A 22,973-nucleotide genomic window follows, 5' to 3' on the forward strand; every position below is an offset into this window, starting at 1 on the left:
CGCTTCGGCAGCCGGCGTCATCCCATCCTGCACACCATGCGCCAGCACCGGGGCGTGGACTACGCCGCCCCCACTGGTACGCCGATCCGCGCCTCCGGTGACGGTCGGATCGCCTACCGGGGCAGCCGGGGCGGCTACGGCAAGACCATCGTCATTCAGCATGGTCAGCAATACCAGACCCTGTATGCCCACATGAACGGCTTCGCCCGCAATACCGCTGTCGGTGAGCGGGTGCGCCAGGGCCAGGTGATCGGTTACGTGGGCAGCACGGGCATGGCCACCGGGCCCCACCTGCACTACGAATTCCTGGTCAACGGCGTGCACCGCGACCCGCTGACCGTGCGCCTGCCCGACGCAGAGCCCCTGCCTGATAGGTACATGAGCGACTTCAAGGCCAAGACCGCTCCCCTGCTGGCACAGATCGAGATGCTCAACAGCCTGACCCTGGCCGGATCTTCCCGGTGAACCCAAAGATGAGCGCCCTCTACGCGGGCCTCATCTCCGGAACCAGCATGGACGCCGTGGATGCGGTGCTGGTGGACCTGCCCGAGCAAGGCCCGCTGCGCTGCCTGGCCGCCCTGGCCTACCCGATACCCCCTGATCTGCACGCCCGCCTCAAGCGCCTCGCGGATCCCGCGGCAGGTGCCGGCCTGGATGAACTGGGGGAAGCGGACGTACTCACCGGTGAATTGTTCGCCGAGGCCGCACTGGCGGTGATCGAGGCGGCCGGCGTCAGCACAGACGCGGTTGTCGCCATCGGCAGTCATGGCCAGACGGTGCGCCACCGCCCCGAGGCCAACCCGCCCTTTACCCTGCAGATCGGCAACCCCCACCGCATCGCCCAGCGTACCGGCATCACCACCGTGGCGGATTTCCGCCAGCGTGACATGGCTGCGGGTGGCCAGGGCGCACCGCTGGTACCGGCCTTTCACCGCGCCGTGTTCGGTGCGGCGCACGAGTCCCGGGTGGTGATCAACATCGGCGGCATCGCCAACATCACCCGCCTGCCCGCCCAGGGGATGGCACCGGTCATCGGCTTCGACACCGGGCCCGGGAATACCCTGATGGACGGCTGGATACGCCGGCACCGGAACCTGCCCTACGATTCGGATGGCGCCTGGGCACGGCAGGGATTGATCCTCGATGATCTCCTGCAGCGCCTGCTGGCGGACCCCTACCTGGCCCTGCCCGCCCCCAAGAGCACCGGTCCCGAGCATTTCAGCCCCGCATGGCTGGAGGCACACCTGAGCGACCTGACCGCCAGGCCCGAGGACATCCAGCGCACCCTGCTGGAGTTCACCGCCCGCAGCATCGCCCGGGCCGTGGATGCCTTTGCCGCGGACAGCGTGCGCGCCCTGGTCTGTGGCGGAGGGGCCCACAACGGCCTGCTCATGGAGCGCCTGGCGGCACTGATGCCGGGACGGCAGGTCACGGACACCGCCGCAATGGGTGTCGACCCGGATTGGGTGGAGGCGATGGCCTTCGCCTGGCTGGCGAGGGAAGCCCTGCAGGGGCGGCCTGGGAATATAAGGGAAGTCACTGGCGCCCGTGAGGACGTAATCCTGGGTGGCATCTTTCCGGGCAGAGACAAGAGACAAGATCCAAGAGACAAGTAAAAGAAAAGGGGGGCTTTCGCCCCCCCTTGTCTCTTGGATCTCGTAACTTGTCTCTGCGCCTTCCTACACCGAGAAGGAAGAGCCGCAGCCGCAGGTGGTGGTCGCGTTGGGATTGCGGATCACAAACTGGGCGCCTTCCAGGCCTTCCGTGTAGTCGATCTCGGCACCCATCAGGTACTGGAAGCTCATGGGATCGATCAGCAGGGTGACGCCGCCCTTTTCCACCACGGTATCACCGTCGTTGACGTTCTCGTCGAAGGTGAAGCCGTACTGGAAGCCGGAGCAGCCGCCGCCACTGACGAACACCCGCAGCTTCAGGGCGTTGTTGTTCTCTTCCTCGATCAGGCTCTTGACCTTGGAGGCCGCCGAATCGGTGAAGATCAGCGGGCTGGGCATGGATTCATTGACGGTTTCAGTAGCGCTCATGATAAATCTCTCCGAACGTGAGTTCTGTCCGATGGGTTGGGGCTACGCTAGCATTTGTTGACCATCCCGGTCAAGAATTCGCCTTGCCTGCCCCGCCCGTGGGGGCGTTGCCCGCCGTCGCTGCGGAACCCTCCTCGGGTTTGAGGTATTCGAGTCGGGGCTTGTCGTTGGACCGGCGGATCAGGTTGCCGTTCACCTCGGCGCCCATGGCCATCTCGATCAGATTGTAATACACGCTGCCGCTGATCCTCGCCTTGGGTGCCAGTTCCACCCGCTCGCTGGCATGCACATCGCCTTCCACGGTACCGTTGATCACCACCCGGGGGACATTGACCTCCCCCTCGATCCGACCGCCTTCGTTGAGGATCAGGATGGAGGGACGCTCGCCGTCATCGGCGTAGAGATTGCCGCGGATGGTGCCCTCCACGTGCAGGCCCCCGGAGAAGCGCATGTTGCCCTCCACGACGGTGTTGCGCCCCACCAGGGTGTCCACCTGGGCGGAACTCATCTTTTTGCGATTTCCCCACATCGGCTCAGTTACCTGTCCTGAGGCTGGCATGCCAGCCGTATTCCTGCTCCACCACCCGGGGACGGTTGCCCGCCGGTGTGAGCGTGACCTTGATCTGTTCGGGCCTCACGCCCTCCGGGAGAAGGACGCGTCCCTCGATGTTCTGAAAGTAACGGAAGGAGAAGGGTCGGCTGCCCTCGCCCAGGGCGTCGGCGGGCACATCCACCTTCGCCCCACCCCGTTGGCCGCGCACGGCCAGTTCCAGGGTACCTTCCACGTTGGCGGTGCCCCGGATCTGGGTCAATACCGCCCTGAAGACATACTCGCCACTGGCCCCCACGGGCTCAAGGACGAAGCTGTGAATATGCAAACCCGATTCCAGATTTTCCGGCGAAACGATGTTGCGGTAGAAAGTCAGTTCCTCGTCCATGGACTGCAGGCGGGTCTGCATGTCGGCCAGGTTTTCGCGCAGTCGCTCGGCGGCGGCCTTTTCGATGATCTGCCCCCGTTCCAGCCGGGCATTGCGCTGTACCAGTTCCCGGTTGGTACGCTCCAGGCTCGCCACGCGCCGTTGCAGTTCGCGTATCTCGCCACGGGCATCGCTGTGACGTTCACCACCCAGATTCTGGCCCGCCTCAAACAGGCCCCAACCGGCCAGAATCAGGGCCACGGCCAGGCCGCCCCAGATCAGGGCACGACGCACCGGATGGTGATACCGGACCCGGTAGCCGCCTTGTGTACCCAGTGACTTCACGCGCTCAGGGCAGGACCGCGATGCCGTCCAGGCCCGCGGTCTCGGGCAGGCCGAACATCAGGTTCATGTTCTGCACCGCCTGGCCCGAGGCCCCCTTGACCAGGTTGTCGATCACCGACAGGACCACCGCGGTGTCGCCCCCCTGGGGACGGTGCACGGCGATGCGGCAGCGGTTGGTGCCGCGCACGCTGCGGGTCTCGGGGTGACTGCCCGGGGGCATCACGTCCACGAACGGTTCCGCGGCGTAGCGCTGTTCGTAGAGGGCCTGAAGGTCGGTGTCCATATCTTTCAGCACCGCGTAGAGGCTGGCCTCGATGCCGCGGATCATGGGCAGCAGGTGGGGCACGAAGGTCAGCCCCGGCGTCTGACCGGCCACGTCGCCCAGGGTCTGCAGGATCTCCGGCAGGTGACGGTGACCCGCCACGCCGTAGGCCTTGAAGTTCTCGCTGGCCTCGCACAGCAGCATGCCCACCTGGGCCTTGCGACCCGCGCCGCTGACCCCGGACTTGGCATCGGCCACCAGGTGCGCGGTGTCCACCAGCCCGGCTTCCAGCAAGGGGATGAAGCCCAGGCTCACCGCCGTGGGGTAACAGCCGGGCACGGCGATCAGGCGGGCATCAGGGATACGTTTCCGGTTGATCTCGGGCAGGCCGTAGACCGCCTGGTCAAGCAGCTCCGGGGCACCATGGGGCTGACCGTACCAGCGGGACCAGAGCGCGGCGTCCCGGATGCGAAAATCGGCGGACAGGTCGATCACCCGGGTGCCCCGGGAGAGCAGTTCACCGGCCATGGCATGGGCCACGCCGTGGGGGGTGGCGAAGAACACCACGTCGCATTCGGCCAGGAGGCCCGGATCGGGCTCGGTGAAGGCCAGGTCCGTGTGCCCGCGCAGGTTGGGGAACATGGCATCGAGGCGCTCCCCGGCATTGCCCCGGGAGGTCACCACCGCCGGTTCGGCCCCGGGATGGGCCAGCAGCAGACGCAGCAGCTCCACACCCGTGTACCCGGTTGCCCCTACGATACCTGCCCTGATCACGATGCCCTCCTGCCAGTGTCTGAATATGTCAGGCTGGCGATCATACTCCCATTACCCTCAGGGGAAAAACGCACATCCGACCACGGTTTTGGCAGCGAACTTCCTTAACGGCTGGTACTCCAACGGGTACACTGCGCCTTCTTCGACCCAAACGGCAGACGAGCAGACCCATGAAACGACGTGATCTGATCACCCTCGCCATCGTGGCCATCCTGATCGGCGGCGGCCTGGCCCTGTGGCTTGCCCCCGAGGAGGGCCTGCGCCCGGCCCCCGAAGTGAGCTTCCAGACCCTGGACGGACGGACCCTGTCCATGGAAGGCCTGCGTGGTCAGCCGGTGCTGCTGACCTTCTGGGCCACCAACTGCCCGAGTTGCGTACGCGAAATCCCGCACCTGGCGGAATTGCACGAACGCTATCAGGCCCAGGGCCTGAAGGTCATCGGCATCGCCATGTCCTATGACCGGCGCGACCACGTGGAAGAGATGGTGCGCGCCCGCGAGATCCCCTACACCATCGCCCACGACACCAACGATGCCGCCGCCCTGGCCTTCGGCCAGATCCGCCTCACCCCCACCTCGTTCCTGATCTCCCCCCAGGGCCGCATCGTCTACCAGAAGCTGGGCGACATCGACTGGTCGCTGGTTGAGCGCAACCTGGAGCGCTGGCTGGGATGAGCGCCTACCTGTGGGCCAAGTCCCTGCACGTGATCTTCATGGTGACCTGGTTCGCAGGCCTGTTCTATCTGCCGCGGCTGTTCGTCTACCACGCCGAGACCCGTGACGAGGCGGGCAATGAGCGCTTCAAGATCATGGAGCGCAAGCTGTTCTGGGGCATCATGACCCCCGGCGCGGTGATCACCGCCGCCTTCGGCATCTGGATGATCGCCATGCACCCCCAGGCCTACGCCGCCGGCTGGATGCACTTCAAGCTGCTGCTGGTGGTGCTGCTGATCGGCTACCACATCTGGTGCGGCGTGCTGGTGCAGCAGTTCCGGGAGGATGCCAACCGCCATTCCCACCAGTGGTACCGCTGGTTCAACGAGATCCCGGTATTCATGCTGGTGGGCATCGTGGTGCTGGTGATCAGCCGCCAGGTGATGCCAGGTCTGATTGCCATGGGGGTGGTGTTGGGCATCTTCGTCGCGTTCGCGCTGATGCAGCGCATGAAGGCCCGTTAGGAAGTGAGAAGGATGAATTGGGAAGTGCGAAGTGAAAGGCTTTTACTTCCAACTTCCAAATTCTCACTTCCCACTTTCGCGCGCACTTCCCAATTCACACTTCGCAATTAAAATCAGGTCTTCCCCGCCCGCACCAGGCCACCCAGGCCCACCTGCATCAGGGCGTTGTTGAGCAGGGCGCGGATGGCCGCTGGCTCTTCCATCTCCATGCACTGATTGAGCAGTTCTCGGGCGCGGGCCTGGGAGAAGCTGCGGATCACCCATTTCACCCGGGCCAGTGAGGCGACGTTGACGCTCAGGGAGTCGATGCCCATACCGATCAGCAGGATCGCGGCGGCGGGGTCGGCGGCCATCTCGCCGCAGATGCTCACCGGCTTGCCCGCCTTCTTGGCACCCTCGCTCACCTGCTTGAGGGCGCGCAGCACCGCCGGGTGCAAGGCGTTGTAGAGATCCGCCACCCGGGCGTTGTTGCGGTCCACCGCCAGCAGGTACTGCACCAGGTCGTTGCTGCCCACGGACAGGAAGTCCACCCGCCGCGCCAGGGCCTCGGCCAGGTACACCGCCGAGGGCACCTCCACCATCACGCCCACCTTGGGCATGGGGATGACGTAGTGCTCGTCGAGCAGTTCGTCCCGGGCCCGCTGCAGCAGGCGCAGGGCGCCCTTCAGCTCATCCAGGGAGCTGATCATGGGGAACAGGATCTGCAGGTTGCTCAGACCCTGGCTGGCACGCAGCATGGCACGCAGCTGGGTGAGAAAGATCTCCGGGTGGTCCAGGGTAATGCGGATGCCGCGCCAGCCCAGGAAAGGGTTGTCCTCGTGCACCGGGAAATAGGGCAGCGCCTTGTCGCCGCCAACGTCCAGGGTGCGCAGGGTCACTGGCCGGGGATCGAAGGAGGACAGGATCTGGCGGTAGATCTCTACCTGCTCCTCTTCACCCGGGAACCGGTCGCGGATCATGAACGGCACTTCGGTGCGGTACAGGCCGATGCCGTCGGCACCCGACTGCTTGGAGGGGTTGATGTCCGCCAGCAGGCCGCTGTTGGCGTACACCGGGATGACCACGCCGTCCTGGGTGGTGGCCGGTTCCAGGGCCAGGTTGCGCAGCCCCTCGGCCAGCTCCCGCTCCTCGTCCACCAGGCGCTGGAATTCCTCGCGCAGCTCTCGACTGGGCTGGAGGAAGATCTGGCCCCGGTAGCCGTCGATGACCACCTCCATGCCGTCCATGCGCCCCACCGGCAGGTCGGAGACGCCCATCACCGCGGGGATGCCCATGGCCCGGGCCAGGATGGCCACGTGGGAGGAACCCGTACCCCGGGCCGAGACCAGGCCCGCCAGGCGCTCCACGGGGACCTCGGCCAGCTGGGTGGCGGTCAGATCCTCGCCGATCAGAATGGTGCGCTCGGGGAAGTCCTCGGTCTTGCGCTGGCCGGACTGCAGGTGGGTGAGGATGCGCCGCCCGATGTCGCGCAGGTCCGTGGCCCGCTCCCGCAGGTACGGGTCGTCCATGTCATCGAAGGCGCGGGTGCTCTCGCGGATCGTGTCGCGCAGGGCCGCCTGGGCCCAGCTGCCCGCCTCGATGCGTTCGATGGTGCGCAGCACCAGACTGTCACTGCCGAGCATCATCACGTAGGCGTCGAATAGCAGCAGTTCTTCTGAGGAAAGCACACCGTTCATGCGCAGCTTGATGGACTCCATCTCCTCGCGCACCCGCTGCACCGCTTCCCTGAAGGCGTGAATCTCCTCCTCCACCGAGACCACCGGCTCGCGATCCGGCACCGAGTCCAGGGCCGCCGCAGCATAGGCCACCACGGCGGTGCCGATGGCCACGCCGGAGGCGCCCGGGATACCCATGATCTGCAGGTTGGCCTGGCGCGGGGTACCGCGCCGGGGTCCCACTTCACCGATCAGTTCCGCGTGGCTGATGGCCCCGGCCAGCTGCGCCGCCAGGGTGATCAGCAGGGCAACGTGTTCGTCGTCGAAGCGCCGACGCTCGTGCTGCTGTGCCACCAGCACGCCCAGCATGCGGCGGTGATGGACGATGGGCACACCCAGGAAGGCGTGGTAGCGCTCCTCGCCGGTCTCGGGGAAATAACGGAACAGAGGGTGGTCGGTGGCGTTGTCCAGGTTCACCGGCTCGGCCCGCTCGGCCACCAGGCCCACCAGGCCCTCGCCCAGGGCCAGGCGCACGTGGCCCACGGAATCCGGGTTGAGGCCCTCGGTGGCCATGAGCATCAGGTGCTGGCGATCCGGCGCCATCAGGTAAACGGAGCAAACATCGATCCCCAGGGCCTGCTTGACCCGGTGCACGATGATGTCCAGGGCCTGGTGCAGGTCCTCGGCGGTACTGACTTCCTGAACGATGCGTCTGAGAATGTCCAGCATGGGGGATTCAGTCCTGATCCAGGGGCGGTGACGCGGGGTAGCGCCGACGGAATCGCCGGCGCCGGGGCGCGATGGGACTCAAGCGCCGCTCCGGGTGCGGGGCTGGCGTTGCTGGCCGGGCATGCCCTCGGGGAACAGCAGCGGTGCCAGTTCACGCAGGGCCCGGCGGTAGACATGGCGCTTGAAGAATACCACCTCGCGCATGGGCCGCCAGTAATCCACCCAGCGCCAGGAGTCGAATTCCGCCGGCTGCACGCTGTCCAGGCGCACGCAGGTCTCGTCCCCCACAAGGCGCAGCATGAACCAGATCTGTTTCTGGCCGATGCACACGGGGTTGGAATGGCGCCGGATCAGGTGCTTGGGCAGGCGGTAACGCAGCCAGTCCCGGGTCTTGCCGATGACCTCCACGTGCTCGGGACCAAGGCCGGTCTCCTCGGCCAGTTCCCGGTACATGGCGTCCAGGGGGGACTCGTCGCGACGGATACCGCCCTGGGGAAACTGCCAGGCCTGCTGGCCGATGCGTTTCGCCCAGAAAAGGCGTCTTTCCTGATTGCTCAGGATGATGCCTACGTTCGGTCTATATCCATCACAATCAATCACTTAATGAAACCGCTCGTGTGCCGCGTCTGTCCTGCATTGTTCCACAACCCAGGATTTCGGGCAAACCCCGGACATCACAGTAAAAAGCATATCCGATACAATGCCCGGTCCATCGCACAGCCCAAGGGAGAATCCCGGTGACATTGGCCATCTTCGATCTGGACAATACCCTGCTCTCAGGGGACAGCGACTACGAATGGGGCCGCTTCCTGGTGGAACTGGGGGTGGTGGATGCCGAGACCTACGAGGCCGCCAATCGGGCGTTCTACGAACAGTACAAGGCCGGCACGCTGGATATCCGGGAGTTCTGCCGCTTCGCCTTCCGCCCCCTGGCCAGCCACGACCTGGCCACCCTGGAAGGCTGGCGCAGTCGCTTTCTGGCCGAGCGCGTCGAACCCCTGGTGCTGCCCGCCGCGGAGGCACTGCTGGCCAGACACCGGGACGACGGCGATACCCTCATGATCATCACCGCCACCAACCGCTTCATCACTGCCCCCATCGCCGAACGCCTGGGGGTGCCCCACCTGCTGGCCACGGAACCGGAATTGCGGGACGGTCGGTACACGGGAGAACTGGCGGGTGTGCCCTGTTTCCAGGAGGGCAAGGTGCTGCGCCTGGAGACCTGGCTCAAGGAACACGGCGAGACCCTGGCGGGCAGCTGGTTCTACAGCGACTCCCACAACGACATCCCGCTGCTGGAGCGGGTGGATCACCCGGTGGTGGTGGATGGGGATGTGAAGCTCACCGACCATGCCCAGGAAAAGGGCTGGCCGATGATCTCACTGAGATACGTCTGAAGTGAGAAGTGAGAAGTGAGAAGTGAGAAGTGAGAAGTAAATGCCCACTTCCCAATTCCCCCTTCCCACTTCAAAGCAGTCCCGCCAGCTCCTTCACGCGTCGGCCGGCGGGCGTATCGGCCTTGCCTGCGGCGGCCACGGCGGCGGCATAGCCGCGGAAGAATTCCGGCAGCGCCGCCACCAGCTGCTGGCGGCGCAGACGACCCACGCCCTGCACCGGCCACATGGGGCGCAGGTCGTTGTTATCCAGACCGTCGCAGATCTTCAGGCCCCAGCCGGCGGTGGTGGTGTCCCAGACATGATGGCGTACCACCAGGCGGTAGACGTGCTCGGCCTTCATGTCGGCCATGCCCACGCCGGGGCCCAGGTGCTCCACCTTGAGGGTGCCGGCCAGCCGGGTCATCTCCTCGTCCAGGGCGGTGAGCGCCGCGTCCAGCTCCGGCCCCTTGGGCAGGTTGCCGGCGCGGGCCTCGCGCATCAGCCAGAGGACGAGATCCTCGGGGGTTTCCCGGTCTTTTTCCTGGTCCGTTTCGCTCACAGTTCCACCATCTCGAAATCGTCCTTGCCGGCGCCGCATTCCGGGCAGGTCCAGTCGGCGGGGACATCATCCCAGCGGGTTCCCGGGGGGATACCTTCGTCGGGCAGACCCTTGCTCTCGTCGTAGATGAATCCGCAGATCACACACTGATAGGTCTTCACCACATGCCCCCTTTGATCTGTTGAATCGGCCCGCAGTGCGATGCTGCCAGCCGGTGATACACTCGGTTGGAAATACGGATCGGGAGCTTACCATGAACGAACCCAAGGCGGTCCCGGTGGTGATGACCTTCGCGGGCAATGACCCCACCGGTGGCGCGGGCATCCAGGCGGACATCGAGGCCATCATCAGCATGGGCTGCCATGCCGCGCCGGTGGTCACCGCCCTGACGGTCCAGGACACCACCTCGGTGCAGGGCTTCGCCCCCATCGACGCGGAGCTGATCATCCAGCAGGCCCGGGCGGTGCTCGAGGACATGCCCGTGGCCGCCGCCAAGATCGGCATGGTGGGTTCCATCGAGGCGGTGCAGGCCATCCACACCATCCTCATGGACTACCCGGACATCCCGGTGGTGCTGGACCCGGTGATCAGCGCCGGCGGCGGCGGGGAACTGGCCAACGAGGAGGTGGTGGACGGTCTGCGCAGCCTGCTGCTGCCGCTGACCACCGTGCTCACCCCCAACAGCCTGGAGGCCCGGCGCCTGGCCCCGGAGTCCGACAACCTGGATGCCTGCGCCATGGCCCTGCTGGACCATGGCGCCGAGTTCGTGCTGATCACCGGCAGCCACGAGAACACGCCCGAGGTGCACAACACCCTGTACGGCAACCGGCGCAAACTGGAGACCTTCACCTGGCCCCGGTTGGAGGGCAGCTACCACGGTTCCGGCTGCACCCTGGCCTCGGCCATCGCCGGCCTGCTGGCCCAGGGCACCGAACCGCTCTCGGCGGCCCACGAGGCCCAGGAATTCACCTGGCAGGCGCTTAACCACGGCTATCGCATCGGCATGGGCCAGCGCCTGCCCAACCGCCTGTTCTGGGCTAGCCCCGACGAGGAACATGACTGAGACAGGGGAGCGCCTGAGGGGCCTCTACGCCGTCACCCCCGATATCCCCACGGACATCGAGGATCTGCGCGCCCGGGCGGAGGCGGTGCTGCGCGGCGGCGCCCGGCTCCTGCAGTACCGGGACAAGTCCGCCGACCTGCCGCGCCGCGAGCAGGCGGCGCGGGCCTTGCGGGCACTCTGCGAACGGCACGGCGCCCTGTTCATCGTCAACGACGATGTTGCGCTGGCCCTGCGGGTGGGCGCCCACGGTGTTCACCTGGGCCAGCAGGACATGCCCCTGGCCGAGGCCCGAGCGATGCTCGGCCGGGAGGCCATCATCGGCATCACCTGCCACGAACGCCTGGACCTGGCCCTGAGCGCCCAGGCCGCGGGGGCCGACTACGTGGCCTTCGGCGCCGTCTACCCCTCCCCCACCAAACCCGGCGCCGTGCGCGCACCGCTGCCTCTCTTCACCGAGGCCCGCGAGACCCTGTCCATTCCCGTGTGCGCCATCGGCGGTATCGAGGCGGACAATGCAGCAGCGGTGATCGCAGCCGGCGCGGACATGGTAGCGGTCGTCAGTGGTGTCTTTGCTCGACCCGACCCTGAAGCAGAAGCCAGGCGGCTTGCGGCGATGTTCGAGGTCTAGAGACAAGAGGCAAGAAAAAGCGGACTCCGCCCTTTGGTTTTCACTTGTCTCTTGTCTCTTGTATCTTGTCTCTGTTAACCGATTCCAAACCCATCACAGAAGCCTCCCCCAATGACCCGATCCCACGACCTCTTCAAAGCCGCCCAACGCCACATCCCCGGCGGCGTGAACTCCCCCGTGCGCGCCTTCAAGGGCGTGGGCGGCGACCCGGTGTTCATCCAGCGCGCCGAGGGTGCGTACATGTATGACGCCGACGGCAAGCGCTACATCGACTATGTGGGTTCCTGGGGCCCCATGATCGCCGGTCATGCCCACCCGGAGGTGGTGGAGGCGGTGCGCGAGGCGGCCCGGGGCGGACTGTCCTTCGGCGCGCCCACGGAGATCGAGATCCGCATGGCGGAGCGGGTGTGCGAACTGGTGCCCTCCATGGACATGGTGCGCATGGTCAGCTCCGGCACCGAGGCCACCATGAGCGCCATCCGCCTGGCCCGCGGCTTCACCGGACGGGACAAGATCATCAAGTTCGAGGGCTGCTACCACGGCCACGGCGACTCCCTGCTGGTGAAGGCCGGCTCCGGCGCCCTGACCCTGGGCGTGCCCAGCTCCCCGGGCGTGCCGGCGGCGCTCGCCGAGCACACCCTGACACTCACCTACAACGATCTGGACGAGGTGCGCGAGACCCTCGCCCACGTGGGCGGCCAGGTGGCCTGCATCATCGTCGAGCCGGTGGCGGGCAACATGAACTGCATCCCCCCGGTGCCCGGTTTCCTGGAAGGCCTGCGTGAACTCTGCGACGAGTACGGCGCGTTGCTGATCTTCGACGAGGTGATGACCGGTTTCCGCGTCGCCCTGGGCGGCGCCCAGGCCCACTACGGGGTGAAGCCCGACCTCACCACCCTGGGCAAGATCATCGGTGGCGGGATGCCCGTGGGTGCCTTCGGCGGACGCCGCGAGGTGATGGAGCAGCTGGCACCGCTCGGCCCCGTGTACCAGGCGGGCACCCTGTCCGGCAACCCGGTGGCCATGGCGGCGGGCCTCAAGACCCTGGAGATCATCTCCCGGCCCGGCTTCTACGACGAACTCACCCGCAAGACCCGGGTGATGGTGGACGGCGTGCTGACCGCGGCCGGCGAGGCGGGCATCCCCATGACCGCCAACCAGGTGGGCGGCATGTTCGGCCTGTTCTTCAGCGAGCAGCCGGTGACCAATTTCTACCAGGCCACCCAGTGCGACCTGGACCGCTTCCGGCTGTTCTTCCACGAGATGCTGGAGCGCGGCGTCTACCTGGCGCCCTCCGCCTACGAGGCGGGCTTCGTCTCCAGCGCCCACAGCGAGGCGGACCTAGCCGAGACCATCGAGGCGGCGGCGCGGTCACTGCGGGAAGTGTCAGGCAACTGACAGGGCAACCGCGACGCAGAGGCGCGAAGACGCGGAGGACCGCAAAGGCTCAAAACGCTTCGAGCCCTGGCTGTCTCATCGCGCTCCAGCGTCGGAGGTGTTGTGGTAGAGGGCGCCCAACCGGTCTCCCGCCCACACCGCCAGCAGCGCCAGGCCCAGGGAACCGAACAGGTTCAGCCCGGCCAGCAGGAAAGCGCCGGCGTCGAACAGCTTCCAGGTCTCGAGGCTCAACATGGAGAAGGTGGTGTAGCCCCCCAGGAAGCCGGTGGCCACGGCCAGACGCAAGGCGCCGGGCAGGCGCAGCCTAGGCCCGGCGCTGACGGCGGCGAACAGACCGATCAGCAGGGAACCGGTGATGTTGACGAAGGCCGTGGCCCAGGCACCCGCCAGTCCCAGCTGTGTGACCGTAAACCACACCACACCGTAGCGCAGGCTCCCACCCAGGGCCGCACCCAGGCCCACTGCCAGGTAGGCCTTCAAAGTACCTATCCAGTCCACAGGCCACCCCCGAGCCACACACCCAGACCGGCGGCCAGCGTGCAGGCAATGGCCGTCCCGAGGACATTGGAGCCGGCCCGGAACAGGTGCCCGTCCCGGGCCAGGGCCAGGGTCTGCAGGCTGAAGGTGGAGACCGTGGTGTAACTGCCGAGGAAACCGTAGATCAGCCAGGCGGACAGCCAGCCGCCGCCGTCATGCATGACACCCGCGAGCAGGCCCAGGGCAAAGGCACCGCTCAGGTTCACCACCCATGTGCCCCAGGGAAAACCCTCCCCCAGATGCCGCGCCACCCACTGGGACAGCCCATGACGCGCCATGGCGCCCAGGGCACTGCCCAGGGCCACACCGAGGATGGACACGGGCTCAGGCATCGGGCTCGCGGGGTTCGGTGCGATTCAGAGGCATGGCATTCTGCGCTTGATGTGTGCAAAGGCTATCATGCCGGTTTTTTCGATCCATGGGGGCACTTGATGGAAGCCTGGCTGGCCTACCTGATTCTGGGCGCCGTGGCCGGCGTACTGGCCGGCCTTCTGGGCATCGGCGGCGGCCTGCTGATCGTGCCGGTGCTGGTGTGGCTCTATGTGCACCAGGGGGTGGATGCGGCCGTGATCACGCATCTTGCCATCGGCACCTCGCTGGCCACCATCGTGCCCACGGCCATCGCCTCGGCCCGGGCGCACCACGCCCACGGCGCGGTGCGCTGGGACCTGGTCTGGCGCCTGGCGCCCGGCGTGGTGTTCGGTGCCCTGGCCGGCGCGACCCTGGCGGAGTTCCTGAGCTCCGACATGCTGCGCCGGGTGTTCGGCGTCTTCGAGATTGCGCTGGCCCTGTACATGCTGATCGGCACACGTCCTGCGCCCCAGCGCCCCCTGCCCGGCGTGGCCACCCTGAGCGCCGGTGGCGGTGTGATCGGCCTGGTTTCATCCCTGCTGGGGATCGGCGGCGGCACCCTCACGGTGCCCTACCTGGTGTGGTTCAACGTGGCCGTGCGCCAGGCCATCGGCACCGCCTCGGCCGTGGGGCTGCCCATCGCGCTCGCCGGTGCCGCGGGTTTCATGATTCACGGCTGGCAGGCGCAAGGGCTGCCGGCCTGGAGCGCCGGGTATATCCACGGACCCGCCCTGGCCGGCATCGCCATCGCCAGCTTCCTCACCGCGCCCATAGGCGCCCGGCTCACACACCGGTTGCCGGTGCCGTTGGTGCGCCGACTTTTCGCGCTGCTGCTGATGGGGTTGGGGGTGAAGATGCTGGTGTAGGGACAATTCAAAATTCAAAGGATGATCGCTCGCCCTTTGAATTTTGAATTTTGAATTTTGAATTCGCTTCAACTGACCCAGCCGTACCACAGCGGAAGCGTCACCAGCGCCAGTGCCGTGGTCACCGTCACCGCAGCCGCGTACACGGAGGTGTCCAGACGGTAGCGATCGCAGAACACCAGACCCAGCACCATGCTGGGCATGGCCGCCTCCAGCACCGTGCCCACCAGCAGTTCTCCTTCCAGGCCGATGCCGCTGGCCAGGCCCCAGGCCCACAGGGGCATTAAGAACAGCTGCACCGCCACCACGGGGATCAGCACCGCCACGTAGCTCATGCGCCAGTTGCGGATGCACAGGGCCAGGCCCAGGGAGAACAGCATCAGCGGCGCCACGCCGTTGGCCAGCATGGTGAGCCAGGTGTCCAGCCAGGGGATCAGGGGCACGCCGCCGAGGTTGAAGGCCATGCCGGTGAGTCCCGCCCAGATAGCCGGCACCCGGATCAGGCTTGAGATGGGATGCAGGGCATCACCGGGTTCGCCGAAATGGCGTGCCACCAGGGCGCCCACGGTGAGCAGCAGGGGCAGACAGGCGAACAGGTCGAACTGGATGGCAATGGAACGGCCGGTCTCGCCGAACAGGCTCTCCAGCACCGGCAGGCCCAGGTAGACGGCGTTGGGGAACGCGGCGGCCAGGATCATGGCGCCGGTGATGGCCCGGGACTGGCCGCAGACCCGGCAACCGCCCCAGATGACCAGCATGGCCACCAGCACGGAGCTGCCCGCCACCACCGCGATGCGCACCGAATCCAGCCCCAGGGGCGCGCGCCACATGACCAGCAGCACCAGGGCCGGCAGCAGCAGGTGATAGACCACGTTGGTGAGCACCCGGCGGGTGGTGTCCGCGTCCAGGCCGGCCGGCTGCAGCAGACGCCACAGGACCCCGCAGACGATCAGTGCCGCCATCTGGCTGGTGACTGCAAACATGCTTTGTCCTCAGGGCTGCATTGGGAGGCCGGGCGGGTGTGTCAGCATCAGCATGTGGAGATAACGCAGAGGGCGCAGAGACGCAAAGGTCGCGGAGTCGGAAAGATGAAAAATCCTTGCGATCTCTGCGTCCTCTGCGTGCACTCACGCAGCCCCGCACCACGCAAAAGGCCCCGCATGGGCGGGGCCTTTGCACATCATACGACAGCCGGGATACCGCGGCGAGGGGATTACCCTCAGCCCTGCTCGGCCTGCTGCTGGCGGATCTCCTCGTGCACCTGGGCCATGTCCAGCTCGCGCACCTTGCCGATCACGTCCTCCAGCTGGGCGGCGGAGAGCATGCCGGGCTGGGCGAACAGGATCACCTGCTCACGGAAGATCATCAGGGTGGGGATGGAACGGATCTGGAAGTGGGCGGCCAGGGCCTGCTCTTCCTCGGTGTTGACCTTGGCGAACACCACGTCGGGATGGTTCTCCGAAGCCGCCTCGAAGATGGGCGCGAAGGCTCGGCAGGGGGCACACCAGGGCGCCCAGAAGTCCAGGATGACGATGTCGTTGCCGGTGATGGTGGACTCGAAGTCCCCCTCGGTGAGTTCGATGACGGCCATGATGGGTTCCGAAAAATTGGGGTGGGGCGGGTCAGACGCGTGTCCGAGCGAACCTATACCTTACCAGCCGCGGGTACCGGGGTGTCAACGAAAACCCCGGTGCGGGCAGGGTTCAGAAATGGTTGAGCATGGCGTCGCGCAGCATGAACAGGCGCGCCAGGGGATCATCGGTCTCCAGCATGCGCTGCTTGACCGTGTGATCCACCGGCAGCAGTTCCGCCAGTCGTGCGCCCACCCACACCGCGTTGTCCGGCTCCCGGGGCAGGCTGGCGTAGGGTTCGCCCAGCTCCGTGAGGATGCGCTCGGCCAGGGTGGCCAGGCTCAGGAATTCCTCAGGCAGGGGCGTGGCCGCGGGCTCATCCATGGGTTCCACCTCGCCCATGAGCAGCTGATCCGGCTGCACCCAGGTGCGCAGGATGCGAAAGCGCCGCTCGCCCCGGGCGGTGATGCCCAGCAGCCCGTCGGGACGTCCCTCCCAGTCGGCGATCATCGCCAGGGTGCCCACAGGCTGGACCTCGGCCGCCTGCCCCACCTCGGCGCCCTCGCGGATCATGCACACGCCGAAGCCGCTGTCGGTACGCAGACACCGGCGCACCATGTCGATGTAGCGGGTCTCGAAGATGCGCAGGGGCAGGCGCCCGCCGGGAAACAGCACGGTGTTCAGCGGGAACAGCGGCAGGGTCATCACTCGTCCGGCTCCGGCTCCGGCTCCGTACCCCAGCGACGGATCAGCGCGTTGGGGATGCGAAGGTGATCCAGCACCCGGGAGACCATGAAGTCCACCAGGTCGTCCACCCCTTGCGGGTGATGATAGAAGGCGGGGTTGGCGGGCATGATGGTCACGCCCATGCGCGCGAGCTTGAGCATGTTCTCCAGGTGCACCTCGGAGAACGGCGTCTCGCGCACCACCAGGATCAGCGGGCGGCGCTCCTTGAGCACCACGTCCGCGGCCCGCTCCAGCAGGCTGCGGCTCGCGCCGGTGGCCACCGCCGACAGGGTGGCGGTGGTGCAGGGACAGATCACCATGGCATCCGGCGGCGAGGAGCCGCTGGCCACCGGGGCGGTCCACTGCTCCCGGTCGTAGACGCGGATCTGACCGTCGCGGGCGTGGTAACGCTCGGTGAAGAAGCGCTCGATCTCCCGGCTGCGCCCGGGCAGGGACAGGTCCGTTTCCATGCCGATCACCACCTGGGCGGGGCGCGACAGCATCAGGGATACCTGCACGTCCGCCTCCACCAGGCACTGCAACAGGCGCAGACCGTACTGGGCGCCGGAGGCGCCGGTCATGGCGAGGGCGACGGAACGGGGGCTGGGCTGACTCACGGCAGACACTCTACGCTGGAGGAACGAGGGCTCAAAGATAGGCAATCAGGCGGCCGCTGACCAGCACGCCCAGCCAGCTCGCGATGGAGATCACCGCCACCGCCTGGGCCCGCCACGGGGCTGGCGTGGCCCGGTTCCAGCGGTAGAGATGGCGCAGGCAGCCGCGATGAAACAGCAGGGCGTTGAGTCCGGCCAGGCCGATCAGGCCCAGCTTGACCCAGAACACCGGCTGCATACCGATGGCCGTGGCCTGGGTGGCCAGCAGCAGGAAGCCCGTGGGCAGGGCCAGGCCGAAACCGACCCAGGCGGCGGGCAGCAGCAGGTGGCCCAGGTCGTCCACCGCCAGGTGCGCCTGGCGGCCCAGCACCCGCAGATCGAACAACAACACCGCCGTCAGCAGCAGGGCAAAACCCAGGATGTGCAGGATCTCGACACTGGGGTAGAGCCACAGGGATTCGCGCATCATGCGTCCCAGGGCACCGGCTTCCAGCCACACCAGCAGGGCTGGTGCATCGACTCCATGATCGTGCATCAACGCAGCTCGATGGCTTCGTCACCCACGATGATGCGCTCGGCGCGCAGCTCCACCTCATCGACCCGGTGTGGATAGCCCACCACCGTGACCGTCGCCCCCTCGGTCACCCACTCGGGCAACAGGCCCCGGGCCCGGGTCCGGCTGGGCGGCGCCAGCACCACGCGCCACTGCTTCTCGCCGGTGTCGATCACCACCTCCGCGTGGGGCCATTCGAACACCGCCGAGACCACCGTGCCGGTGAGGGTCAGTTCGTTCTGGTTGTCGTAGGCGCTCCAGCCGTGGTGGGCCCAGGCTACCGAGGCCAACACCCACAGCACGGCCGCCAACAGCCATCGGGAATACGAACGCATGCATCCTCCACGCCCCTTGGGACTATGGGGCTCGTTGTGATTGTTCTCATCCCAAGCATACATGTAGAGCCCTCCATCAGGTATCCCCGTCAGGAAGTGATGCCTGCCTCATGAAATGCATCGGGCGCCCTTGTGGGGCGCCCGATGAGGTCATCCGAATCCGCACCTACTCTGCGATCAGACGGCCTTCAAGCCCCCGGTTCACGGGGGAGTTCCTTTCAAATTCATCCACGAATGCATCGAGCATCAGAAAGAAGGTGTCTTCGCAGAAATTACCGATCCGATTGCAGGCCGTGGCCAGCGAAGCATAGAAGTCGCCGCCTCGGGCCATGAAGTTGTTGGTCACGATGCGGTAGGTCTGATCCAGGGACAGGGGCGCGCCCTGGATCTCCACGGCCTTGACCACCCCGCCCTCGAGCAAGGCATCACCGCAGACCGCCGGCGGAAGAATGGCCGCCTGGATGTCAGCCACCGTGGAGTGGCAATAGCTTACGGTCATGCCGGAAACCTGGGGCCAGGCGCCGGTGGACTGGACACGGTTTCCGACCGGGTCATACGACCAGGTCAGGCCGTTGTCCAGTGCCGCCACCAGCTCGGCACCGGTCACATCCATGGCCACCAGCGAGTTGCCGAAGGGCAGCACGGAGAGGGCGTCGCCGAAGCTCACGTCGCCCTGGTTGATGGAAGCGCGAATGCCGCCGCCGTTGGTGATGGCGGCCTCAATCCCGAGCCCATCCAGCTGGACATAGTTGAGCATGGTGTCGGTGACCAGGTTGCCCAGAGGCATCTCCTGGGAACGCACGCCGGGAATGCGATTGCCATCGAAGAACATGCCGGAGGAGCCGATGATGACATTGGCGAAGGCATCCACCGGCACGCGGTAGGCGGCCACCTTCTGGCCCAGCCCCTGATCCTCGGGGATGCTCAGATCGGCCACGATGGGACCTCCGGACCAGCCCACCACGCGACCCAGGGCGTCGAACTCCACGTCCAGGCGTCCCACCACGCGCGTCCATTCCCAGGCGCTGACCACCAGCGTGTTGTCACCGTCGCGACCGCTCACCACGGCGGGATACTCGCCCTGGATGCGGTTGTGCGTCCACGAAGGCAGCTGGGACATGTCTCCAAGCAGCACATGGTCGTGACCGGAGACGATGATGTCCACGCCGGAGAGCTGGCGCGCCAACTCCAGGTCATCGGCATGATTCACGTGGGAGAGCAGGATGATGTGGCGAATGCCTTCCTGATCGCGCAAGCGGTCCACCTCGGCCTGCACGCTCTGGACGTAATCCAGGAACAAGACATTCAGTCCCGGACTGGAGATATTGCGCGTGGTGTCGGTGATCAGACCCAGTACGCCAAAGCGCACCCCGCCTTTCTCGATGATTGCGCTGGGCTGCACCAGGCGATCCAGGTTGGGCTCACCGCTCAGATCCAGGTTGGTGGCCACCACGGCCGCGCGCAGGGCCTCGGTGGCATAGTCCACACCTGCGATGGTGACCGGATGACCCTCAATGCGGGCCACCAGGTTATCGGGCCCCAGATTGAACTCATGATTACCAAGGGTGATGACATCGTAGCCGATATCATTGATGAACATCACCGCGTCGGAGCCCTTCCAGGCATTCCAGAAGATGGTGCCCTGGGAATAGTCACCCGCGTCCACGAGGATGACGTTGTCGTGACCGACTTCGGCACGCACCTGCTCGACGATCGTCTTGACCCGTGCCACCCCCCCATGTTCCGGATCGGAACCGGATGCAGAGATGGGCTCGAGTCGGGCATGGCTGTCATTCGTGTGCATCAGGGTCACGCTGATACCCTGACAGTTGGGGTGGGCCTGCAGACGTTCCTGGGCACGACCAGGAACCCGTCCCTGAATCTGGTCGATGCGCTCACAGGCCTGGGACTGAACCGGCAGCGGCCGCTTGCCGGGCTCGGCGTGGACCACACCCGCATAAAACATCATGCCGCCTGTCAACAACGCGGCAGCATACAACCCTACGGAAAAACGTGACTTGATCATGGCGAAACCTCCCTAGGACTAAGGAGGCTCAGCATCGCCGCAAGTACGTGACAGGGTGATGAGGGGGCTTTGACGACTTGGTGAATTGCCACAAAATACTGGCGTCATTCACAGCCTTGTGGGCGGCCTGTTCATGATCCTTGCCGCGACCCTCCTGGCAGGACTGTGGTACGGAGCATGACAGCCGGTGATATACCGAATCACATGCTATGCTGATTCCCCGCCAGTCGCGGCACACACCCGTGGTCGTACCACGAGGCGCCTCGGGCGTAGGGGTCGGGTCACGACTGGCCTCACCCCTAGTGTCCTGAGTCAGAGATTCGTTACATTTCAGCGGGCCTGTACGGGATGCGCGGCAAGGCGCACGAGCGAAGGACGGGCAGGCCCATTCGAGCGAGAGCAACGCGGCCGAGCGCCCGTACAGGCCCGCCCGCAGGGAGCCCCGCACAAGACCCAATGCGGCGTTGCGGACTCCATCCATGGAGTCCGCCCTTCGGGCCGGCCTGCGGCCATCCCCATCTGCTCCCGACAGATGGGTGCGGGCCTTGCCAAGGGCTTGCCATTGCCTGCGGCCCGCGCCTTGCCTTGGGTCTTGTGCGGGGCTCTGAAATGCAACGAATCTCTGACTCAGGACACTATGCCGCGGATGACATGGCTGCGGCAGAGAGATCGGCCAAGAGATTCGGCGCTTCAATGAGGCCGCGGCTAAATGCCGCGGATGACGGGCGCCGGTGATCGGCACGCTAATCGTCTCGTTGTCGCTTCAATGAGGCCGCGGCTAAATGCCGCGGATGACAAGGACACCGAGGGCTGCCCCGTCACTGCCACACTGGCTTCAATGAGGCCGCGGCTAAATGCCGCGGATGACTTTGCAAAAATGCAACCCGGTGACAGTGTGTTCATTGCTTCAATGAGGCCGCGGCTAAATGCCGCGGATGACAAGAGCTTTGATGAAGTCGTGATCCACCCCCGGTGTGCTTCAATGAGGCCGCGGCTAAATGCCGCGGATGACTGATCGACGTGGACACGCTGGACCACCTTGTGGTGCGCTTCAATGAGGCCGCGGCTAAATGCCGCGGATGACACCGGTCTGCCCGTGCGTAACGAGCGCCGTAACAGGCTTCAATGAGGCCGCGGCTAAATGCCGCGGATGACGCGGCGCCGAACTGGAGGCCATGGGCATTGTCCCCGTGGCTTCAATGAGGCCGCGGCTAAATGCCGCGGATGACTCAGCAGCGGAACCAGCGTGGAACCGCTGTCCTCGCGCTTCAATGAGGCCGCGGCTAAATGCCGCGGATGACGGGTCGTCGTCAGTAGTGCTCATCTCGATGCCGGCGCGCTTCAATGAGGCCGCGGCTAAATGCCGCGGATGACGGCCGCAAGCCCGCACAGCAGGACCGGCCGGAACCTGCTTCAATGAGGCCGCGGCTAAATGCCGCGGATGACGTACCGCTGCTCTGGATCGGCCCCGAGTCGGCCAATGCTTCAATGAGGCCGCGGCTAAATGCCGCGGATGACGTAGTGCCTGTCATGACGTTTGCGACGGGCGCACAAGCTTCAATGAGGCCGCGGCTAAATGCCGCGGATGACAAGGATGCGGCACGCATTGACTGGCTGGCAGATCCGCTTCAATGAGGCCGCGGCTAAATGCCGCGGATGACAGTGACGGTGAGTTCGTGGACGTGGGCGGTTCTGTCGCTTCAATGAGGCCGCGGCTAAATGCCGCGGATGACGCTGCCGGGGGAGTGACGCCGATGCAGACACTGGAGCTGCTTCAATGAGGCCGCGGCTAAATGCCGCGGATGACGCTGCTGTCGGAGATGCTGCGCACCGTGGCCTTTCAGGCTTCAATGAGGCCGCGGCTAAATGCCGCGGATGACGCCTTGGTTTTCGCCGGCGGCTTGGCCTCGACGATCGCTTCAATGAGGCCGCGGCTAAATGCCGCGGATGACTCCAGCGCCGGGTCGGCACCGACAGCTTGTTGCGCAGGCTTCAATGAGGCCGCGGCTAAATGCCGCGGATGACCCGGTGAGACGAATGTCAAGAAAGCCGTGGCTGAGGCGCTTCAATGAGGCCGCGGCTAAATGCCGCGGATGACGTCGTTCTTCTCGATGTCGCCTTCCCAGCATTCTCGCTTCAATGAGGCCGCGGCTAAATGCCGCGGATGACACCCGTTCGCCGGTTGTCAGAATCCGCCCCCGGTGCGGGCTTCAATGAGGCCGCGGCTAAATGCCGCGGATGACGCGCTGGGCCCGGGTCTATGGCCCTGTCTGGTGCCCGCTTCAATGAGGCCGCGGCTAAATGCCGCGGATGACAAGGCTGTTGAAACATCGCAGTCGTTAGGATCACTGCGCTTCAATGAGGCCGCGGCTAAATGCCGCGGATGACATGAGTAGTCAGTCCCTTGATAGATGAAACGGCGAAGAGCTTCAATGAGGCCGCGGCTAAATGCCGCGGATGACGTGTCAT

General features: G+C 65.9%; 26 protein-coding genes and 1 CRISPR repeat array (2 of these 27 running past the window's edge). Of the genes, 9 read left to right on the forward strand and 17 right to left on the reverse strand.

Annotated elements, in window-relative coordinates; all coding sequences use genetic code 11:
• Positions 1 to 465: the 3' end of a peptidoglycan DD-metalloendopeptidase family protein gene (locus TGR7_RS12090; protein WP_148211504.1), read on the forward strand. It extends 918 nt beyond the left edge of the window; only the last 465 of its 1,383 coding nucleotides appear in the window; the start codon falls outside the window, past its left edge; the stop codon is at positions 463 to 465.
• An 8-nt stretch (positions 466 to 473) separates the two neighbouring features.
• On the forward strand, positions 474 to 1,616 hold the full coding sequence (locus TGR7_RS12095; RefSeq protein WP_012638960.1) for an anhydro-N-acetylmuramic acid kinase: 1,143 nt from the start codon (positions 474 to 476) through the stop codon (positions 1,614 to 1,616).
• Positions 1,617 to 1,679: 63 nt separating this feature from the next.
• Here the strand turns inward: TGR7_RS12095 and erpA are convergent, their stop codons facing one another.
• The 4 genes from erpA to argC form a co-directional block, all read right to left on the reverse strand.
• A complete protein-coding gene (erpA, locus tag TGR7_RS12100) occupies positions 1,680 to 2,042 on the reverse strand; it encodes an iron-sulfur cluster insertion protein ErpA (protein WP_012638961.1) in 363 nt (120 codons plus the stop codon).
• A 70-nt stretch (positions 2,043 to 2,112) separates the two neighbouring features.
• Positions 2,113 to 2,550, reverse strand: a complete 438-nt coding sequence (locus tag TGR7_RS12105; RefSeq protein ID WP_148211505.1) for a bactofilin family protein — start codon at positions 2,548 to 2,550, stop codon at positions 2,113 to 2,115.
• A gap of 25 nt (positions 2,551 to 2,575) precedes the next feature.
• Positions 2,576 to 3,304 (reverse strand): DUF6776 family protein, encoded by a 729-nt coding sequence (locus TGR7_RS12110; protein WP_012638963.1) that lies wholly within the window; start codon positions 3,302 to 3,304, stop codon positions 2,576 to 2,578.
• Between the two features lie 4 nt (positions 3,305 to 3,308).
• Positions 3,309 to 4,340, reverse strand: coding sequence for an N-acetyl-gamma-glutamyl-phosphate reductase (argC, locus tag TGR7_RS12115; RefSeq protein WP_012638964.1), 1,032 nt, complete (start codon positions 4,338 to 4,340; stop codon positions 3,309 to 3,311).
• Positions 4,341 to 4,510: 170 nt separating this feature from the next.
• Between argC and TGR7_RS12120 the strand changes: the two genes are divergently transcribed.
• Complete coding sequence (locus TGR7_RS12120; protein WP_012638965.1) at positions 4,511 to 5,014, forward strand: peroxiredoxin family protein; 504 nt, start codon at positions 4,511 to 4,513, stop codon at positions 5,012 to 5,014.
• Positions 5,011 to 5,517: a protoporphyrinogen oxidase HemJ gene (hemJ, locus tag TGR7_RS12125; RefSeq protein ID WP_012638966.1), complete on the forward strand. Its 507-nt coding sequence runs from the start codon at positions 5,011 to 5,013 to the stop codon at positions 5,515 to 5,517. The genes TGR7_RS12120 and hemJ overlap by 4 nt, the downstream gene beginning before the upstream one ends.
• Before the next feature lie 113 nt (positions 5,518 to 5,630).
• Here hemJ and ptsP read toward each other — a convergent pair whose 3' ends face one another.
• Together ptsP and TGR7_RS12135 are read right to left on the reverse strand one after the other, a co-directional pair.
• Entirely contained in the window at positions 5,631 to 7,901 is a 2,271-nt protein-coding gene (ptsP, locus tag TGR7_RS12130) for a phosphoenolpyruvate--protein phosphotransferase (RefSeq protein ID WP_012638967.1), read from the reverse strand.
• Between the two features lie 78 nt (positions 7,902 to 7,979).
• Positions 7,980 to 8,501 (reverse strand): RNA pyrophosphohydrolase, encoded by a 522-nt coding sequence (locus tag TGR7_RS12135; protein WP_012638968.1) that lies wholly within the window; start codon positions 8,499 to 8,501, stop codon positions 7,980 to 7,982.
• A gap of 137 nt (positions 8,502 to 8,638) precedes the next feature.
• Here TGR7_RS12135 and TGR7_RS12140 point away from each other — a divergent pair, with 137 nt between their 5' ends.
• Positions 8,639 to 9,298: a histidinol-phosphatase gene (locus TGR7_RS12140; RefSeq protein WP_012638969.1), complete on the forward strand. Its 660-nt coding sequence runs from the start codon at positions 8,639 to 8,641 to the stop codon at positions 9,296 to 9,298.
• A gap of 70 nt (positions 9,299 to 9,368) precedes the next feature.
• Here the strand turns inward: TGR7_RS12140 and TGR7_RS12145 are convergent, their stop codons facing one another.
• The gene (locus tag TGR7_RS12145; protein ID WP_049764734.1) at positions 9,369 to 9,776 is read right to left on the reverse strand and encodes a hypothetical protein; all 408 of its coding nucleotides are present in this window, start codon (positions 9,774 to 9,776) and stop codon (positions 9,369 to 9,371) included.
• A gap of 56 nt (positions 9,777 to 9,832) precedes the next feature.
• The gene (locus TGR7_RS12150) at positions 9,833 to 9,997 is read right to left on the reverse strand and encodes a rubredoxin (RefSeq protein ID WP_026289585.1); all 165 of its coding nucleotides are present in this window, start codon (positions 9,995 to 9,997) and stop codon (positions 9,833 to 9,835) included.
• A gap of 92 nt (positions 9,998 to 10,089) precedes the next feature.
• Between TGR7_RS12150 and thiD the strand changes: the two genes are divergently transcribed.
• From thiD to hemL, 3 genes are all read left to right on the forward strand, one after another.
• On the forward strand, positions 10,090 to 10,899 hold the full coding sequence (gene thiD, locus TGR7_RS12155; RefSeq protein WP_012638972.1) for a bifunctional hydroxymethylpyrimidine kinase/phosphomethylpyrimidine kinase: 810 nt from the start codon (positions 10,090 to 10,092) through the stop codon (positions 10,897 to 10,899).
• Positions 10,892 to 11,527: a thiamine phosphate synthase gene (thiE, locus tag TGR7_RS12160; protein ID WP_012638973.1), complete on the forward strand. Its 636-nt coding sequence runs from the start codon at positions 10,892 to 10,894 to the stop codon at positions 11,525 to 11,527. The genes thiD and thiE overlap by 8 nt, the downstream gene beginning before the upstream one ends.
• Positions 11,528 to 11,638: 111 nt before the next feature.
• Entirely contained in the window at positions 11,639 to 12,925 is a 1,287-nt protein-coding gene (gene hemL / locus TGR7_RS12165; RefSeq protein WP_012638974.1) for a glutamate-1-semialdehyde 2,1-aminomutase, read from the forward strand.
• A gap of 75 nt (positions 12,926 to 13,000) precedes the next feature.
• On the opposite strand, the gene TGR7_RS12170 is transcribed toward hemL, so the two are convergent.
• Both TGR7_RS12170 and TGR7_RS12175 read right to left on the reverse strand, forming a co-directional pair.
• The gene (locus TGR7_RS12170) at positions 13,001 to 13,405 is read right to left on the reverse strand and encodes a fluoride efflux transporter FluC (RefSeq protein WP_012638975.1); all 405 of its coding nucleotides are present in this window, start codon (positions 13,403 to 13,405) and stop codon (positions 13,001 to 13,003) included.
• 5 nt (positions 13,406 to 13,410) lie between these two features.
• Entirely contained in the window at positions 13,411 to 13,794 is a 384-nt protein-coding gene (locus TGR7_RS12175) for a CrcB family protein (protein WP_012638976.1), read from the reverse strand.
• A 99-nt stretch (positions 13,795 to 13,893) separates the two neighbouring features.
• Between TGR7_RS12175 and TGR7_RS12180 the strand changes: the two genes are divergently transcribed.
• Positions 13,894 to 14,679 (forward strand): sulfite exporter TauE/SafE family protein, encoded by a 786-nt coding sequence (locus TGR7_RS12180; protein ID WP_012638977.1) that lies wholly within the window; start codon positions 13,894 to 13,896, stop codon positions 14,677 to 14,679.
• Between the two features lie 68 nt (positions 14,680 to 14,747).
• Here the strand turns inward: TGR7_RS12180 and TGR7_RS12185 are convergent, their stop codons facing one another.
• From TGR7_RS12185 to TGR7_RS12215, 7 genes are all read right to left on the reverse strand, one after another.
• Positions 14,748 to 15,662, reverse strand: coding sequence for an AEC family transporter (locus TGR7_RS12185; RefSeq protein WP_012638978.1), 915 nt, complete (start codon positions 15,660 to 15,662; stop codon positions 14,748 to 14,750).
• Between the two features lie 236 nt (positions 15,663 to 15,898).
• A complete protein-coding gene (gene trxA, locus TGR7_RS12190) occupies positions 15,899 to 16,270 on the reverse strand; it encodes a thioredoxin (protein WP_012638979.1) in 372 nt (123 codons plus the stop codon).
• A gap of 112 nt (positions 16,271 to 16,382) precedes the next feature.
• Positions 16,383 to 16,955: an LON peptidase substrate-binding domain-containing protein gene (locus TGR7_RS12195; RefSeq protein ID WP_012638980.1), complete on the reverse strand. Its 573-nt coding sequence runs from the start codon at positions 16,953 to 16,955 to the stop codon at positions 16,383 to 16,385.
• Entirely contained in the window at positions 16,955 to 17,593 is a 639-nt protein-coding gene (locus TGR7_RS12200; protein WP_012638981.1) for a flavin prenyltransferase UbiX, read from the reverse strand. Before TGR7_RS12200 ends, TGR7_RS12195 begins: the two co-directional genes overlap by 1 nt.
• Before the next feature lie 31 nt (positions 17,594 to 17,624).
• Positions 17,625 to 18,125 carry a hypothetical protein gene (locus tag TGR7_RS12205; RefSeq protein WP_012638982.1) on the reverse strand — a complete coding sequence of 167 codons (501 nt, stop codon included), beginning with the start codon at positions 18,123 to 18,125 and terminating at the stop codon, positions 17,625 to 17,627.
• A complete protein-coding gene (locus TGR7_RS12210) occupies positions 18,125 to 18,478 on the reverse strand; it encodes a DUF6152 family protein (protein WP_012638983.1) in 354 nt (117 codons plus the stop codon). The genes TGR7_RS12205 and TGR7_RS12210 overlap by 1 nt, the downstream gene beginning before the upstream one ends.
• A 166-nt stretch (positions 18,479 to 18,644) precedes the next feature.
• A complete protein-coding gene (locus TGR7_RS12215) occupies positions 18,645 to 20,504 on the reverse strand; it encodes a bifunctional metallophosphatase/5'-nucleotidase (RefSeq protein WP_012638984.1) in 1,860 nt (619 codons plus the stop codon).
• 687 nt (positions 20,505 to 21,191) lie between these two features.
• Positions 21,192 to 22,973: direct repeats of the CRISPR family, unit length 36 nt; unit sequence GCTTCAATGAGGCCGCGGCTAAATGCCGCGGATGAC; it runs 2,757 nt beyond the window's last position.

Origin of the sequence: Thioalkalivibrio sulfidiphilus HL-EbGr7, assembly GCF_000021985.1 — a bacterium.
Taxonomy (GTDB): domain Bacteria; phylum Pseudomonadota; class Gammaproteobacteria; order Ectothiorhodospirales; family Ectothiorhodospiraceae; genus Thioalkalivibrio_A; species Thioalkalivibrio_A sulfidiphilus.

Coding starts and splice junctions, on each gene's coding strand:
- TGR7_RS12095 (WP_012638960.1), top strand. CDS start 474: ATGAGCGCCCTCTACGCGGGCCTCATCTCCGGAACCAGCATGGACGCC.
- erpA (WP_012638961.1), bottom strand. CDS start 2,042: ATGAGCGCTACTGAAACCGTCAATGAATCCATGCCCAGCCCGCTGATC.
- TGR7_RS12105 (WP_148211505.1), bottom strand. CDS start 2,550: ATGAGTTCCGCCCAGGTGGACACCCTGGTGGGGCGCAACACCGTCGTG.
- TGR7_RS12120 (WP_012638965.1), top strand. CDS start 4,511: ATGAAACGACGTGATCTGATCACCCTCGCCATCGTGGCCATCCTGATC.
- hemJ (WP_012638966.1), top strand. CDS start 5,011: ATGAGCGCCTACCTGTGGGCCAAGTCCCTGCACGTGATCTTCATGGTG.
- ptsP (WP_012638967.1), bottom strand. CDS start 7,901: ATGCTGGACATTCTCAGACGCATCGTTCAGGAAGTCAGTACCGCCGAG.
- TGR7_RS12145 (WP_049764734.1), bottom strand. CDS start 9,776: ATGCGCGAGGCCCGCGCCGGCAACCTGCCCAAGGGGCCGGAGCTGGAC.
- thiD (WP_012638972.1), top strand. CDS start 10,090: ATGAACGAACCCAAGGCGGTCCCGGTGGTGATGACCTTCGCGGGCAAT.
- thiE (WP_012638973.1), top strand. CDS start 10,892: ATGACTGAGACAGGGGAGCGCCTGAGGGGCCTCTACGCCGTCACCCCC.
- hemL (WP_012638974.1), top strand. CDS start 11,639: ATGACCCGATCCCACGACCTCTTCAAAGCCGCCCAACGCCACATCCCC.
- TGR7_RS12175 (WP_012638976.1), bottom strand. CDS start 13,794: ATGCCTGAGCCCGTGTCCATCCTCGGTGTGGCCCTGGGCAGTGCCCTG.
- TGR7_RS12180 (WP_012638977.1), top strand. CDS start 13,894: ATGGAAGCCTGGCTGGCCTACCTGATTCTGGGCGCCGTGGCCGGCGTA.
- TGR7_RS12185 (WP_012638978.1), bottom strand. CDS start 15,662: ATGTTTGCAGTCACCAGCCAGATGGCGGCACTGATCGTCTGCGGGGTC.
- trxA (WP_012638979.1), bottom strand. CDS start 16,270: ATGGCCGTCATCGAACTCACCGAGGGGGACTTCGAGTCCACCATCACC.
- TGR7_RS12195 (WP_012638980.1), bottom strand. CDS start 16,955: ATGACCCTGCCGCTGTTCCCGCTGAACACCGTGCTGTTTCCCGGCGGG.
- TGR7_RS12205 (WP_012638982.1), bottom strand. CDS start 18,125: ATGCACGATCATGGAGTCGATGCACCAGCCCTGCTGGTGTGGCTGGAA.
- TGR7_RS12210 (WP_012638983.1), bottom strand. CDS start 18,478: ATGCGTTCGTATTCCCGATGGCTGTTGGCGGCCGTGCTGTGGGTGTTG.
- TGR7_RS12215 (WP_012638984.1), bottom strand. CDS start 20,504: ATGATCAAGTCACGTTTTTCCGTAGGGTTGTATGCTGCCGCGTTGTTG.